Source organism: Streptomyces sp. NPDC042638 (assembly GCF_040647235.1).
In the GTDB taxonomy this organism is placed as follows: Bacteria; Actinomycetota; Actinomycetes; order Streptomycetales; family Streptomycetaceae; genus Streptomyces; species Streptomyces rameus.
In genome coordinates this window covers 1-15239 of record NZ_JBEZBT010000043.1, presented here as the reverse complement: position 1 = coordinate 15239, position 15239 = coordinate 1, and the positions used below count along the sequence as shown (strand labels likewise).

Genomic DNA, 15239 nt, shown 5'->3' with positions numbered 1-15239 from the left:
CCCCTGGCGCGCCGTGTCGGCGGCGGCGCGCCGGGTACCCGTACTGCCCCCGGGGCCGCCCCGGGGGCAGTACGCGGGTGCACGGTGCCGAATGGAGAGGACATGACGCAGAACGGGGAGGAAACCTCGCCCCTCCGGCGACCGGAGGTCACCGGACTCCACCTCGCCCCGGACGGGCCGGGTTGCCGGCCGGCCGCCCCCGCCGCGGAGCCGACGGCACTGCCGCAGGACCGCAGCCAGGCGATCCTGGAGGCCGCCAAGCGGATCGGCGCCATACTCAAACGCGCCGGCCACCCCTTCGCGCTGGCCGGCAGTGTCGCCGTCTACGCCCACGGCGGCAGCCGCTACCTCCAGCACGACGCCGACTTCGCGATCCTGCCCGACGACGCCGACGCGGTGGCCACCACCCTGCGCGAGGCCGGTCTCGACGTACGGATCCCGCCGGAGGACTGGCTGCTGAAGACCACCTGCCACGGGCAGAACGTCGACATCATCTTCGAGCTGGCACACCAGCCCGTCACCCGCGACATGCTGGACCGGGCCCATGTCCTGCCGGTCGACTCGGTACTCATGCCCGTCCTGTGCCCGACGGACCTGATCCACAGCCTGATCAGTGCCTTCTCCGAGCACTACTGCGACTTCGGGTCGGTCCTGCCGGTCGTCCGCGCCGTCCGCGAGAAGGTGGACTGGGACGTGGTCCGCGCGGCCTGCGGCGACCAGCCCATGCCCGCCGCCTTCCTCTTCCTCCTCGAACGGCTGAACGTCATCGACGCCCAGGAGGGGCAGCCATGACCGACACCACCCCACCGCCCCCGCCGGCGGCAGGGAACCTGGACTACCGCGTCGCCCACCTCGCCGAGCACCTGGCCTCGGGGAACTGCGGAGAACTGGGCGTACGCCTCGAACTGCGCGGCGACGCCGTCCTGATCACCGGCACCGTGCCGTCCACCCAGTGCCGGGACGACATCCTGCGCCAGGCCCGCGAGGAACTGGCGGGGCACCCGGTCCACAGCGACCTGCTCGTCGCGGGGACCGCCTCGCCCGACCACGGGGAGGACCTCACATGATCCGCGTCGCGGCCGTCGGGGACATCCACATGGGCCCCGAGAGCCAGGGCACGCTGCGCCCCTCCTTCGAGACCCTGCCCCAGTGCGCCGACGTCCTGCTGCTCGCCGGCGACCTCACCCGGCACGGCACACCGGAGGAGGCCGCGGTCGTCGCACGGGAGATCAAGGACCTCGGGGTGCCCGTCGTCGCCGTCCTGGGCAACCACGACCACCACGACGAGCGTCCGGAGGAGGTCACCGCGATCCTTCGCGACGCCGGCGCGCACGTCCTCGAAGGGCAGGCCGCCGTCGTCACCGCCGACGGCGCCCGGATCGGGGTCGCCGGGACCAAGGGCTTCGGCGGCGGATTCGTCGGCCGCTGCGCCGGCGAGTTCGGCGAACCCCTCATGAAGGAGTTCGTCCGCTACACCCGCCGGTGCGCCGACGCGCTGCACGGTGCCCTGAAGGACCTGGAGGAGCGGGACTGCGACGTACGGATCGCGCTGACCCACTTCTCACCCGTCCCGGAGACCCTCGCCGGGGAGCCGCTGGAGATCTACCCGTTCCTCGGCAGCTACCTGCTCGCGGAGGCCATCGACACCGGCGGCGCCGACCTCGCGGTGCACGGCCACGCCCACGCCGGCACCGAGCACGGCATGACCAGCGGCGGCGTGCGCGTGCGCAACGTCGCGCAGCCGGTGATCGGGCAGGCCTTCCACGTGTACCACCTGGCCGGCGGGGACGGCTGAACGCCGGGCGGAGCCCGTCAGGCCGCCGTGCCCAGGGCCTCCCGGCCGGTCACATCGCCGCGCCTGGCGGCCAGCGTGAGCGGCACCGGTCCGCCGCGGTGGCGCGCCAGCAGGCCCCCGCCGATCGAGGCCGCGATGAGCAGCCCGCCCGCGACCAGGGCACCGCGTGCCCCGGCCCACTCCATCAGCAGGCCCAGCGCGGGCGGGCCGCCGAGACTCCACACGGTGCCGATGCTGCTCCACACCCCGAGCACCCGGCCCCGCATGTGCGGGGGCGGATCGGTCTGCAGCACGGCCGTACCGGCCGTGTCGGAGACGGACTCCACGATGGCCATCGGCAGCACCATCACCAGCAGCACGGCCAGCGACGGCGACAGACCCGCCACCACCTGGAGCAGGGCACCCGCCGCCGCGAGCAGTCCCACGGTCCGCACCGACGGCCTGCGCAGCCGGGCGCCCAGCACCGCGCCCAGGATGCCGCCGACGGCCAGCACCGTGGAGACCGTGCCGAACGCCCCGGCGCCGCCGGCCAGCGGCCCGGTGACGAGGACGGCGAGGGTCAGCCCGTAGTTGCGGCCGAAGACGGAACTGATCCCGGTGATGCCCGCGAGAGCGACCAGGCGGGGCCGGCGCAGGAAGAAGGACAGGCCCTCTCGCACGGACATCCCCGCGCCCGGGGCGTCCGCCGAGGCAACCGCCGGTTCTCCGGCGGCCGGCTCCCCGCCGGCCCCGGGAGCCGGCCGCAGGAACGGCACCACCGAGGCCACGAACAGGAACGACACCCCGTTGGCGGCGTACGCGGCGCCCGTGCCGAGGAAACCGACGGTCACCCCGGCCAGGGCGGTGCCGGCCAGCCGGCCGGCGCTGTGCACCAGGGCGCCCACCCCGATCGCCGACGGCACGTCCGTGACCGGCACGAGGTCGTTTCCGAGCAGGGCGCAGGCCGGCCCGTCGACGGTGGCGATGACACCGGTCACGGCGGCCAGCACCATGAGCGACGTCATGTCGATCCGGTCCAGCGCCACGAGCAGCGCCGTGGTGAAGGCCACCGCGCCGAGCAGGGCCTGGCTGACGGCGACCGTAAGCTTCCGGGGCCAGCGGTCGACGGCCGCGCCGCCGAGCAGGCTCACGAACAGCGCGGGCGCCGCCTGGACGGACATCGACAGACCGGTCGCCGCCGCCGAACCCGTGATCTGCAGCACGAGCAGGTTCTGCACCGTGAGCTGCATCCACGTGCCGGCGTTGGAGACGAAGTTCGCAGCCGACCACCAGCGCATGCTCCGGTGGCGCAGGGACCGCCACGGCGAACGTGAGGCCGGGGCGGTGGAGGGCATGGGCGTGGACAGGGCAGAGGAAGAGGACACGCGGAGTACTCGAAACCGGGGGAGGCGTCAGGGACCGGCGGGGCCCGTCGGGCCGGCTGCGTCGCACGGCCGGGCCGCCTGGTCGGGGCGTCGACCATGGTGGCAGACGGGAGGGGGGAGCCGCCTTCACCGCTTCCACCGCACCGTTCCCGCAGCCCCGAAACCGCCCCGGCGGTACGGCAGTTGGCCCCCGCGTGGGGTTCCTCACAGCCCCGCCCCGCCCCCGCGTGAGCGACAGCACGGACGGCCGCGCCCCCGGTCACGCTCCGCTGCGATCGGTCACCACTCCGCCCTTCCCCCGGCCTCCTTCGCCCGCAGCCCCGCGACTCGGGCCGCGCGCAATATCCGGGGGACGGCCCGGACACCGGCCCGCTGTCCGCGCTCGCCGTGGCGTACGGCGTCCTCGCGCCGGTGGCGGCAGCGGACCTTCCTGTGGTGCCGGTGCACAGCCGGTCCGCGCCGGCCGCCGCCGCGTCCGGATCGCCGACCAGCAGGGCGACGCCCTTGGCGGCGTCCAGCACCGAGCCGCCGCCGGGCGCGACGACGGCCGCCGGCCCTGAGGCGCGGGCGTAGCCGACTCCCGTGGCCGCAGCGACGGGCCTGACCGGTACGGCGCCCGCTTCGTGTTCCTGGTGGGCGCGGCCGTCCTCGCCGTCGGCGGCCCGGTCTCCCGGTTCCGATCCTGGCGCCGGAGACCACGGACCTGGATCTGACGAAGGCGGCCCGTACGACAGCGCCCTAACGGTTGACCGCCCGCATCCCCGCCTCGTCGTACCGCTCGCCCGCCGCCTCGGGCAGCTCGGCGTCGATGCGGGCGAGGTCCTCCGCGGTCAGTTCGATACCGACCGCGGCGGCGTTCTGCTCCAGGTAGGTGCGCCGCTTGGTGCCCGGGATCGGCACCAGGTCCTCGCCCTGGGCCAGCACCCAGGCGATGGCCAGCTGGGCCGGGGTCACGTCCTTCTCGGCGGCGATCTCCTTCACCTTCGCCGCCAGCCGCAGGTTCGCCTCCAGGTTGGCTTCCGTGAAGCGGGGATTGCTGCGCCGGAAGTCGTTCTCGTCCAGCTCGTCGGGGGAGTTGAAGCGGCCCGCGAGGAAGCCCCGGCCGAGCGGCGAGTACGGCACGAAGCCGATGCCCAGCTCCCGGCAGGCGGGCAGCACCTCGGCCTCCACGTCCCGCGTCCACAGCGAGTACTCGCTCTGCACCGCGGTGATCGGGTGGACGGCGTTCGCCCGCCGGATGGTCTCCGCGCTCGCCTCGCTCAGTCCGATGTGCCGCACCTTGCCCTCGGCGACCAGCTCGCCCAGCGCGCCCACCGTCTCCTCGATGGGCACGTTCGGGTCCACCCGGTGCTGGTAGTACAGATCGATGTGGTCGGTGCCCAGGCGCTCCAGCGAGCCGTGCACCGAGCTGCGGACGTGCTCGGCCGAGCCGTCCTGCCTGCCGACCGTGCTCATGTCGCCGGGGACGGCGTCGTCCATCCGGTAGTTGAACTTCGTCGCGATCACGTACTCGTCGCGGTGTCCCCGTATCGCCTCGCCGACCAGCGACTCGTTGGTGAGCGGGCCGTAGACCTGCGCGGTGTCGAGGAAGTCGATGCCCAGGTCGAGGGCGCGCCGGATGGTGGCGATCCCCTCGTCCCGATCGGCGGAGCCGTAGAAGGCGGACATCCCCATGCAACCGAGGCCGATGGCCGATACCTGGAGGTCCCGCAGGCTGCGCTTCTGCATGGGAGGTCCTTTCGTGCGCACTCGTTCGTCGTCCTCCCGGGCGGTTCTCCCGGGCGGCGGGCCTTCTTCCATCTAGCGACGGATTCCGGCACCCGGCATCCCGTGTGGGAGGCCGGGTGCGGGGCCGCCCGATGTCCGTGACGCTACGAGTTGGAGCGCTCTCGAAGTCAAGCGCGCTCCGTGCGGCACTACGGCTTCAGCCGTACCGGCAGCTCGAACAGGTCGTTCTGCGTGACCACGGGCTTGTTGCGCAGTTCGGCGGCCGGCACCGCCAGGTCCAGCCCGGGGAAGCGGGCGTACAACGCGGGCAGGGCGACGCCCGCCTCCAGACGGGACAGGGCGGCTCCCGGGCAGACGTGCGGGCCGTGACCGAAGGAGATGTGACGGTTCCTCGTCTCGCGCGTGATGTCGAAGTCCCCGGCGGTCGGCCCGTGCGCGTGCTCGTCGCGGCCGATCGCCCCGTACGACACGATCAGCGCGTCCCCGGCCGGGATCACCTTGTCGCCGACCGGCACGTCCTCGGTCGCGAACCGGATCAGCACATGCGAGGTGGGGGTGGAGTACCGCAGCGTCTCCTCGATCACCGCCGACCAGTCGGCCTCGCCGGACAGCACCAGGGCGCGCTGCTCGGGGTGGGTGGAGAGGTTGACGACGGCGTTGACGATCAGCGAGATGGTCGTCTCGTGGCCCGCCGCCACCATCAGCTGGAGCGTGGAGACGATCTCCGCGTCCGTGAGGCGGTCGCCGTCCGCGGAGGCCAGGATCAGCGCGCTGGTCAGGTCGTCGCCCGGCTCGGCGCGCTTCGCCGCCACCGTCCCGGCCATGATCTGAGCTAGCTCGGTGAGGGTCGCGACGACCTCCGCCGGCGGGGTCTGGGTGGAGAAGAACTTCTCGAACAGCACCTTCAGCCTGGGCAGCCGCGCCTCCTCGATCCCCATGAGGTCGGCGATGACGTACATGGGCAGCGGATAGGCGAAGGCCGCCTTCAGGTCCACCGTCCCGTCGCCCGCGTCCAGCGCGTCCAGCAGGTCCTGGGTGAGCTGCTCGATCCGCTCCCGCATCCGCTCCACCCGGCGCGGGGTGAGCGCCTGAGCGACCAGGGTGCGCAGCCGGCGGTGGTCGGCGCCGTCCACCGTGAGCATGGAACGGCCCGGGTTGGCCAGGCCGATCAGCGGCCAGTCGCCGGGGATCTCACCGCGCCGCCAGGCCCCCCAGACGTCGATGTCCTTCACCAGCCGGGGATCGGTGAGCAGCGCCTTGGCCTCGGCATGACGGGTCACCGCCCACACCGGGACCCCGCCCGGGAGTTCCACGGCGGCGAGCGGACCGGCCGCGCGCAGCGCCGCGCTCTCGGCGTCCAGGTCGGTGACGAAGGGATCCAGGGCGATGCGGGGTGCTTCGGTACCGGTCGTCATCGTGACGTGCCTCCCAGGGCAGGGTCGGTCGGAGTACTGGGCAGGTCCCGGGGGATCCCCCCCGGATCCCCGGCGGAAAGGCGGCCGGCCGAGGCGGCGCGGTCAGAGGGCGGGTACCGGGGTGAACCGGACGGGCAGCTCGGTCAGCCCCCGGAGCCAGGGCGAGGACCGGCGGGTGAGGGACTCGGCGGGCACCGCCAGGTCGATGTCCGGCAGCCGGTCCAGGACCACCTCGATACCGGTCCGCGCGATCACCTCGGCGATCTCCTGCGCCGGGAACGGGCAGCGGTGCTCGCCGTGACCGAAGGAGAAGTGCGCGTTGTTGCCGCCGGTGAGCGCGGAGCCGTCGGTCCGGACCTGCGGATCGGAGTTGGCGCCCTGCAGACCCAGCAGCAGCAGGTCGCCGGCCCGGACCCGCCGGCCCCCGAGGTGCGTGTCGCGGGCGGCCCACCGGCCCGCCACGTTCTGGGTGGGCGTGTCCTCCCACAGCACCTCGTTCATCGCCTCGGCGACGCTGTTGCGCCCGCCGAACAGGGAGGCGGCGAACCGGTCGTCGGTCAGCATCAGCCGGAGCGAGTTGCCGATCCAGTCGGCGGTGGGCTGGTGTCCGGCCGCCAGCATCACCATCAGGTCCTGCGCGATCTCCTCGTCGGTGAACCCGCTGTCGTCGGCGAGCATCCGGGAGACCACGTCGTGCGCGGGCTCCTTCCTGCGGTCCGCGAGCAACCGCACCATGGAACCGGCCAGATGGGCCTGTCCGGCCAGGGCGCGGTCCCGGCCGTCGATCATGTCGTTGAGGGCGGTGACCAGCCCCGGACCGTCCTCGTCCGGGAAGCCGTAGAGCCGGGCCAGGACCCGCACCGGAAGCAGCATCGCGTACTGCGCGACCAGGTCGGCCTCGCCCGCCGGGCACAGGGCGTCGATCAGCTCGTCGGCGAACCGCTCGGCGTGTCCCTTCAGTTCGAACGGGTCCACCGCCTCCAGCGCGCCGCTGACCATCGCCGCGCGCTGCCGGTGCCGTTCACCGACCGTGTAGAGGATCGACGGCTGCCTGCGCCCGATCATCGGCAGCAGCGGCCAGTCCGCCGGGATGTTCTCCCACTGGTTCCACAGGTCCGAGTCCCGGCTGAACAGCGCGGGATCGCCGGTCACCTGGTGCAGTTCCCGGTAACCGAGCACCAGCCAGGCCGGGATGCCGCCGTCGAGGAGCACGGGCACCACGGCGCCGTGGTCGCGCCGCATCTCCCGGTACAGACGGGCGGGTTCGGTCTGGAACCGGGGGCCGCCGAGCGGGACGGCGTCGGGGGTGGTCACACGAACTCCTGTCGGGGCAGGCCCGCCCGCGCGGACGGGTCGGCGTACCGGTTCTTCACGTGCTGCACCAGCGTGATCAGGACCTGCTTGCCCGATGCGCGGGAGCGGGCGTCGCAGTCGAGCAGCGGCACCTGTGGATCCAGGTCGAGGGCCTCGCGGACGTCGGCGCCGGCGTGGACCGGGCCGCCGAAGTCGTTGCAGGCCACGATGAACGGCGTGCCGTGGTGCTCCAGCCGGTCGATGGCGTACCAGGAGTCGTCGATCCGCCGGGTGTCGACCAGCACGACCGCGCCGAGCGTGCCGGAGAACAGCCGGTCCCACAGGAACCAGAACCGCTCCTGGCCCGGCGCGCCGAACAGGTACAGCACGTTGCGGGCGTCCAGGGAGATCCGTCCGAAGTCGAAGGCGACGGTGGTGGCGGACTTGCCGCGCACCTGGCGTATGTCGTCGACCGGCTCACCGGCCTGCGTCATCGTCTCCTCGGTGTTGAGGGGACGTATCTCGCTGACCGAGCGGACCAGCGTGGTCTTGCCGACGCCGAAGCCGCCCACGACCACGATCTTGAAACCCTGGTCGGCGGCGGCACCCAACGGGGTGCGCGCGTCAGAGGTTGCGGAGTCCAACGAGCACCTGCTCCAGGATGTCGGGGTCGGTTATGGCCGGCCGGCGCGGATGGCGGGCGCTGACGCGGCCCGCCGCCAGCAGGTCGCACAGCAGCACCTTGGTGATGCCCACGGGCAGCCGCAGCTCGGCGGCGATCTCCACCACCGAGGTGGGGAACCGGGCCAGGTCCAGGATCGCCACGTGCTCCGACTGCATGCCCGCCGTCGGCTCCGACTCGGCGACGACGAGGGTGACCAGGTCGAAGGGGCTGTCGGGGTCGGTGCGGGTGCGGCCCTGCGTGATGGTGTACAGCCGGTCGGGGGCATCGTCCCGGCCGGGACGGTTCATGCCCGGTCGGCTCATGACGTGCGGGGCGGAGCGGCCAGGTGCTCGCCGAGCTGCTCCACCAGTTCGCTCATGTTGTGCCCGACGACTCCCGCGTCGGCCTCCTCGCCGGTGATCACGGCGAGATGGGCGCCGGCGCCCGCCTCCACGATGAACAGCACGCCGCCGTAGAACTCCGTCATCGCCGAGCGCACCCCGCCGCTGCCGTCACCGAACTCCACGGACGCGCCGTGCGACAGCGACTGGATGCCGGCGGCGATCGCGGCCAGCTGGTCGGCCTGGTCGACGCTCAGCTCGGGGGTCCGGCACAGCTTCAGCCCGTCCCGGGACAGCACGAGCGCGTGCCGCGCACCCGGGGTCCTCTCCAGCAGGCCCTCCAGGAGCCAGGTGAGCTTGTCGTCGGCGGTGGTCGGGCCGGTCATGAAGTGGTGTCGCCTTCCGGGTGCGCGTGCTGGTGAGAGGGGGCGGGGTGCGCGTGCTGGTGAGAGGGGGCGGGGGAGCTGTGCTCGCCTGCTTCGTCCGAGGAGGGACCGGCCGACGCACCGTCCGGCGCCCCGCCCGAGGGACGGCCGCCGAACCGACCGTGCGGGTCGGTGTCCGCCGGGGGCTGGGCGGGTCGGTCGTGCGGGTCGGTGTCCGCCGGGGGTTGGGCGGGTCGGTCGTGCGGGTCGGCGTCGGTCGGGGGTTGGGCGGGTCGGTCGTCGCGTGTGGTGTTCGTCGGGGGTGCGGCGGGCCGGTCGTCCGGCGCGTTGCTCGACCGGGGTGTGGCGGCGCGGCCGGTCGGCGGGGTGTTTCTGGGGCTCCCGGCGGTGTGCTCGTCCGGCGTGGCGCCCTGCTCGGCAGGGGCCGTCCGCCCGTCCCGTACGGCGTCTCGCGGGGACGCCGGTGCGGGCGCGTGCGGCGGGGTGGCCGGGGGACCGTCCTGGGCTGGGGTTCTGCCGTGCGGCGGGGTGGCCGGGGGGCCGTCCTGGGCTGGGGCCGTGCCGTCCGGCGGGGTGGTCGGGGGACCGTCCTGGGGCGGAGTGTCGCGGTCCGGGACGGTCGGGGGGCCGGGCTGCCGGTCCGTCGGCGCGGACGGCCGGACGGCCTGGCGGAAGCTGCTGAAGCGGGCGGCGCGGGTCCGGCCCTCGTCGGTGGCCGGCGCGGCGGGGTGACCGGTGCGTGCCGCCGAGCGGGCGCGCTCCGCCTCGGCGAGCGTACGGCCCCGGCGCCGCCTGGGCAGTCCGCCCGGCCCCTCCTCCGGGGGCGCGGCGGACTCGTGGACCGCAGAGACGGCCACGGCGGCCGGTGCCGGTGCGGGCGGGGCGCTCTCCGGGCGAGTCGCGGCGGCGGCCGGCTCGGCCGGGAGGGGGCTGGACAGGATGTCCTGCGGGATGAGCATCAGCACCCCCGTGCCGCCGCGCGCCGACGGCCGGAACGACACCTTGAGCCCGTGCTTGCGGGCCAGCCGGCCGACCACGGCGAGCCCGAGCCGGGTGCCGGTCAGACCGCCCAGCCCGGAGACGTCACCCGCGACCGCCCGCTCGGCGCGGCGCAGCTGCACCTCGCCCATCACCAGCCCGCTGTCCTCCACCGACACGATGACCCCGGCCGGCACCTCCTCCACGTAGACGTGGACCTCGGCGGTCGGCGGCGAGAAGTTCGCCGCGTTGTCGAGCAGTTCGGCGAGCGCGTGCATCACCCCCTCGGCCGCGTACCCGGCGACGGCCGTCTCGCTCACCGAGTGCACCCGCACCCGCTGGTAGCCGGCGATCCGGCCCATCGCGCCGCGCAGGATCGACTCCATACCGATCGGCCGCGCCCACCGGCGTCCCGAGCGCGCTCCGGTGAGCACGGCGATGGAGTCCGCGAGCCGGCCGGCCTGGGCGGTGCGGTGGTCGAGCTGGAGCAGGTCGGCCAGCACGTCCTCGTCGGTGTGCCGCTCCTCCATCGCCCGCAGGTCGGCGAGCGTGGCCGTGGCCAGGGCCTGCATGCGAGCGGCGGCGTTGGAGGTGGCGGAGATCGCGGCGGCCCGCTCCCGCCGGGCCTGCTCCGACTCGCCCGACAACCGGGCGTTCTCCTGTCGCAGCCGCTCCAGCTCCCGCGTCGTCACCTCCTCCGACCGAGCGCGTTCCGCCGCGAACGACTCCGTGAACTCGGTGCGCTGCCGGGCGAGTTCGTCGATCAGACGCTGCTGCTCCTGGCGCGCCTCCTCCGTCGTACGGGCCTGCTGCTGGAGCAGCCGTCCGATGTCCTGGGTGGCACCCTCCAGCCTGTGCCGGGCGTCGCGCGCGCTCCGGCGCGCGTGCGCGGCCGTGGCCACCGCCGCGCTGAGCGCGACCGCCGCCGCGGCTCCGCCCCAGGCGAGCGTGGTGCGCGCCGAGCCGGGCGCCACCGCCACGGCCGCACAGACCACGAGCGCCGACAGCACACCGGTCACGGCGAGGACGGAGACGAACGTACGGAGGGAAGGTCGGTCGCCGGGGTGCGTGGGCGCGGTCATCGGTCCGGTCTGGTCCTTGCGGCAGATAAGGGCACGGTGGAGCGGGCAAAAGGGTGCGAGTGGTGAGACGTGACACTCGGTGGTGAACTGGCGGTCACTATACGAGAGTTCGTGATCGGAACAGAAAGGTTCCGTGCGGCTTCCCGCAGCAGTGGGTCGATACCTCCGCATTAGCGGCGAAAGCGGCAGATAGGGTATTCCAGTGCATTGTGCCGGGGTGCGCTCACGCGGCCGGAGGCCTCCGCGCGGTCGACTCCCGCACCCTGCCGACCGGGGTCCGGCGCGTCCCTGTGGCGCCGGCCACCCCCGCGATGTGATGGTTTTCGCACATCGACCCGTGCGGGCAGCCCCTAGGGTGTCCGCGAGTACGGCAGCGCGTGGCTGACACCAGGGTGTTCGTCGCCGGCAGGGCAGCTGAAGGGAAACCATGATGTTCCGCAAGGTGCTGGTCGCCAACCGTGGAGAGATCGCGATCCGCGCGTTCCGGGCGGGCTACGAACTAGGCGCGCGCACCGTCGCCGTCTTCCCGCACGAGGACCGCAACTCGCTGCACCGGCTCAAGGCCGACGAGGCGTACGAGATCGGCGAGCCGGGGCATCCCGTACGGGCCTACCTCTCCGTGGACGAGGTCGTGGCCGCCGCCCGCCGTGCGGGCGCCGACGCCGTCTACCCCGGGTACGGCTTCCTGTCCGAGAACCCCGAACTGGCCCGCGCTTGCGAGGAGGCGGGCATCACCTTCGTCGGCCCGGACGCGGCGACCCTGGAGCTGACCGGCAACAAGGCCCGCGCGGTCGCCGCCGCCCGGGCCGCCGGCGTGCCCGTCCTGGGCTCCTCAGCGCCCTCCAACGACGTGGACGAACTGGTCCGCGCCGCCGACGAGATCGGCTTCCCCGTCTTCGTCAAGGCGGTGGCGGGCGGCGGCGGGCGCGGCATGCGCCGGGTGGAGGACCCGGCCCAGCTGCGCGAGTCCATCGAGGCCGCCTCCCGCGAGGCCGCGTCCGCGTTCGGCGACCCGACCGTCTTCCTGGAGAAGGCGGTCGTCGAGCCCCGCCACATCGAGGTGCAGATCCTCGCCGACGGCGACGGCAACGTCATCCACCTCTTCGAGCGCGACTGCTCGGTGCAGCGCCGCCACCAGAAGGTCATCGAGCTGGCCCCCGCCCCCAACCTGGACCCGGAGTTGCGCGACCGGATCTGCGCCGACGCCGTCCGCTTCGCCCGTGAGATCGGCTACCGCAACGCCGGCACCGTCGAGTTCCTGGTCGACCGCGACGGCAACCACGTGTTCATCGAGATGAACCCGCGCATCCAGGTCGAGCACACGGTGACCGAGGAGGTCACCGACGTCGACCTGGTCCAGGCCCAGCTCCGGATCGCCTCCGGGGAGACCCTCGCCGACCTCGGCCTCTCCCAGGACACGGTCACCCTGCGCGGCGCCGCCCTCCAGTGCCGTATCACCACCGAGGACCCCGCCAACGGGTTCCGCCCGGACACCGGCCGGATCAGCGCCTACCGCTCCCCGGGCGGCTCCGGCATCCGGCTCGACGGCGGCACCACGCACGCCGGTACGGAGATCAGCGCGCACTTCGACTCCATGCTGGTCAAGCTCACCTGCCGGGGCCGCGACTTCCACGCCGCGATCGGCCGGGCGCGGCGCGCGGTCGCCGAGTTCCGCATCCGCGGTGTGGCCACCAACATCCCCTTCCTCCAGGCGGTCCTGGACGACCCCGACTTCCAGGCCGGCCGGGTCACCACCTCCTTCATCGAGCAGCGCCCGCACCTGCTGACCGCCCGCCACTCGGCCGACCGCGGCACCAAGCTGCTCACCTACCTCGCCGACGTCACCGTCAACAAGCCGCACGGTGAGCGGCCCGACCTGCTCGACCCGCTGACCAAGCTGCCGCCGCTGCCCGCCGGCGAGCCGCCCGCCGGAAGCCGGCAGCTGCTGGCCGACCTCGGCCCCGACGGCTTCGCCCGGCACCTGCGCGAGTCGCCCACCATCGGCGTCACCGACACCACCTTCCGCGACGCCCACCAGTCGCTGCTCGCCACCCGGGTGCGCACCAAGGACCTGCTCGCCGTCGCCCCGGCCGTCGCCCGCACCCTGCCGCAGCTGCTGTCCCTGGAGTGCTGGGGCGGCGCCACCTACGACGTCGCGCTGCGCTTCCTCGCCGAGGACCCGTGGGAGCGGCTGGCCGCCCTGCGCGAGGCGGTGCCGAACATCTGCCTCCAGATGCTGCTGCGCGGGCGCAACACCGTCGGCTACACGCCGTACCCGACCGAGGTGACCGACGCCTTCGTGCAGGAGGCCGCCGCCACCGGCATCGACATCTTCCGCATCTTCGACGCCCTCAACGACGTCGGCCAGATGCGCCCCGCGATCGACGCCGTACGCGCGACGGGCACGGCGATCGCCGAGGTCGCCCTCTGCTACACCGCCGACCTCAACGACCCGGCGGAGCGGCTCTACACCCTCGACTACTACCTGCGCCTCGCCGAGCAGATCGTCGACGCCGGCGCCCACGTGCTCGCGATCAAGGACATGGCCGGTCTGCTGCGCGCCCCGGCCGCCGCGAAGCTCGTGACGGCGCTGCGCCGCGAGTTCGACCTGCCGGTCCACCTGCACACACACGACACCGCCGGCGGCCAGCTCGCGACCTACCTCGCCGCGATCCAGGCCGGTGCCGACGCGGTCGACGGCGCGGTGGCCTCCATGGCCGGTACGACCTCGCAGCCGTCGCTGTCCGCGATCGTCGCCGCCACCGACCACTCCGACCGTCCCACGGGCCTGGACCTCCAGGCGGTCGGTGACCTGGAGCCGTACTGGGAGGGGGTCCGCAAGGTCTACGCCCCGTTCGAGGCGGGCCTCGCCTCCCCGACCGGCCGCGTCTACCACCACGAGATCCCCGGCGGCCAGCTGTCCAACCTGCGCACCCAGGCCGTCGCCCTCGGCCTCGGCGACCGTTTCGAGGACATCGAGGCGATGTACGCAGCCGCCGACCGCATCCTCGGCCGCCTGGTCAAGGTCACCCCGTCCTCCAAGGTGGTCGGCGACCTCGCCCTGCACCTGGTCGGCGCCGGCGTCTCCCCGGACGCCTTCGAGGCGACCCCCGACAAGTACGACATCCCCGACTCGGTGATCGGCTTCCTGCGCGGCGAGCTGGGCACCCCGCCCGGCGGCTGGCCGGAGCCGTTCCGCAGCAAGGCGCTGCAGGGCCGGGCGGCGGCCAAGCCCGCCCCCGAACTGTCCGCCGAAGACCGCGACGGCCTCCGCAAGGACCCCCGGGCCACCCTCAACCGGCTGCTGTTCCCCGGCCCCGCCCGGGAGTTCGACACGCACCGGCAGAGCTTCGGTGACACGAGCGTGCTCGACAGCAAGGCGTTCTTCTACGGTCTGCGCCCCGCCAAGGAGTACGCCGTCGACCTGGACCCCGGGGTCCGGCTGCTGATCGAGCTGCAGGCGATCGGCGAGGCCGACGAGCGCGGTATGCGCACCGTGATGTCCACGCTCAACGGTCAGCTGCGGCCCATCCAGGTCCGCGACCGGTCCGCCGCCACCGACGTCCCGGTGACGGAGAAGGCCGACCGCGCCGACCCGGGCCACGTCGCGGCGCCCTTCGCCGGTGTGGTGACCCTGGCCGTCAGGGAGGGCGACGAGGTGGCGGCGGGCGCCACGATCGCCACCATCGAGGCGATGAAGATGGAGGCGACGATCACCGCCCCGAAGGCGGGCCGCGTCTCCCGGCTCGCCATCAACCGCATCCAGCAGGTGGAGGGCGGCGACCTGCTGGCGGAACTGGCCTGACACCGCCCCGCACCTGACCGCGACGCCCGCCCGCCGACCGGGCACCGGCGCCCCCTGCCGACGCCGGCTGGGCGGTGCGGGGGCCTGGTGGCGGTGGCAGCCGGTGGGCGTGGCCGCCTGGTGGCCGGGGCTGCCGTGCTTGCCGGGCGGTCGCTCCACTCCTACGGAGGCGTGCGTCCGGCGGTCCCGCCTGGTCGGTGGTGTACGTCGGGCGGGTCCTGCCTGGTCGGCGCCGGTGACGGTCCCGCAGTGGCGCCCGCCCGGCGGCCGGGACGCCCGGAGGTTGTGGACCGCCCGGCGGCTGTGCGCGCGCTGCGCCCCCGCCTCCGGGTGGCTGCGCCCCCGCCTCCGGGTGGCTGCGCCCCCGCCTCCGGGTGGCTGCGCCCCC

12 protein-coding genes are annotated in these 15239 nt (G+C 73.8%); 4 read left to right on the top strand and 8 right to left on the bottom strand.

Going from position 1 to position 15239, the window contains the following annotated elements:
- Positions 1 to 102: 102 nt before the first annotated feature.
- The 3 genes from AB0B40_RS28025 to AB0B40_RS28015 are packed head-to-tail and all read left to right on the top strand — an operon-like array spanning position 103 to position 1795.
- Complete coding sequence (locus tag AB0B40_RS28025; RefSeq protein ID WP_362266189.1) at positions 103 to 792, top strand: hypothetical protein; 690 nt, start codon at positions 103 to 105, stop codon at positions 790 to 792.
- Positions 789 to 1067, top strand: coding sequence for a hypothetical protein (locus AB0B40_RS28020; protein WP_345055361.1), 279 nt, complete (start codon positions 789 to 791; stop codon positions 1065 to 1067). Before AB0B40_RS28025 ends, AB0B40_RS28020 begins: the two co-directional genes overlap by 4 nt.
- Positions 1064 to 1795 (top strand): metallophosphoesterase, encoded by a 732-nt coding sequence (locus AB0B40_RS28015; RefSeq protein ID WP_345055359.1) that lies wholly within the window; start codon positions 1064 to 1066, stop codon positions 1793 to 1795. Before AB0B40_RS28020 ends, AB0B40_RS28015 begins: the two co-directional genes overlap by 4 nt.
- A 17-nt stretch (positions 1796 to 1812) precedes the next feature.
- Here AB0B40_RS28015 and AB0B40_RS28010 read toward each other — a convergent pair whose 3' ends face one another.
- The 8 genes from AB0B40_RS28010 to AB0B40_RS27975 form a co-directional block, all read right to left on the bottom strand.
- On the bottom strand, positions 1813 to 3129 hold the full coding sequence (locus tag AB0B40_RS28010; protein WP_362266235.1) for an MFS transporter: 1317 nt from the start codon (positions 3127 to 3129) through the stop codon (positions 1813 to 1815).
- 768 nt (positions 3130 to 3897) lie between these two features.
- Positions 3898 to 4887 carry an aldo/keto reductase gene (locus AB0B40_RS28005; protein ID WP_345055356.1) on the bottom strand — a complete coding sequence of 330 codons (990 nt, stop codon included), beginning with the start codon at positions 4885 to 4887 and terminating at the stop codon, positions 3898 to 3900.
- A gap of 188 nt (positions 4888 to 5075) precedes the next feature.
- Entirely contained in the window at positions 5076 to 6302 is a 1227-nt protein-coding gene (locus AB0B40_RS28000; protein WP_345055353.1) for a cytochrome P450, read from the bottom strand.
- A gap of 102 nt (positions 6303 to 6404) precedes the next feature.
- Complete coding sequence (locus AB0B40_RS27995) at positions 6405 to 7616, bottom strand: cytochrome P450 (RefSeq protein WP_345055350.1); 1212 nt, start codon at positions 7614 to 7616, stop codon at positions 6405 to 6407.
- A complete protein-coding gene (locus tag AB0B40_RS27990) occupies positions 7613 to 8206 on the bottom strand; it encodes an ATP/GTP-binding protein (protein WP_345055417.1) in 594 nt (197 codons plus the stop codon). Before AB0B40_RS27990 ends, AB0B40_RS27995 begins: the two co-directional genes overlap by 4 nt.
- A gap of 13 nt (positions 8207 to 8219) precedes the next feature.
- Entirely contained in the window at positions 8220 to 8567 is a 348-nt protein-coding gene (locus tag AB0B40_RS27985; RefSeq protein ID WP_345055347.1) for a DUF742 domain-containing protein, read from the bottom strand.
- A gap of 11 nt (positions 8568 to 8578) precedes the next feature.
- Positions 8579 to 8986, bottom strand: a complete 408-nt coding sequence (locus AB0B40_RS27980; RefSeq protein ID WP_345055344.1) for a roadblock/LC7 domain-containing protein — start codon at positions 8984 to 8986, stop codon at positions 8579 to 8581.
- Positions 8983 to 11046, bottom strand: coding sequence for an ATP-binding protein (locus tag AB0B40_RS27975; protein WP_362266185.1), 2064 nt, complete (start codon positions 11044 to 11046; stop codon positions 8983 to 8985). The genes AB0B40_RS27980 and AB0B40_RS27975 overlap by 4 nt, the downstream gene beginning before the upstream one ends.
- 430 nt (positions 11047 to 11476) lie before the next feature.
- On the opposite strand from AB0B40_RS27975, the gene AB0B40_RS27970 reads away from it, so the two are divergent.
- A complete protein-coding gene (locus AB0B40_RS27970; protein WP_362266233.1) occupies positions 11477 to 14851 on the top strand; it encodes a pyruvate carboxylase in 3375 nt (1124 codons plus the stop codon).
- The last annotated feature ends 388 nt before the right edge of the window (positions 14852 to 15239 follow it).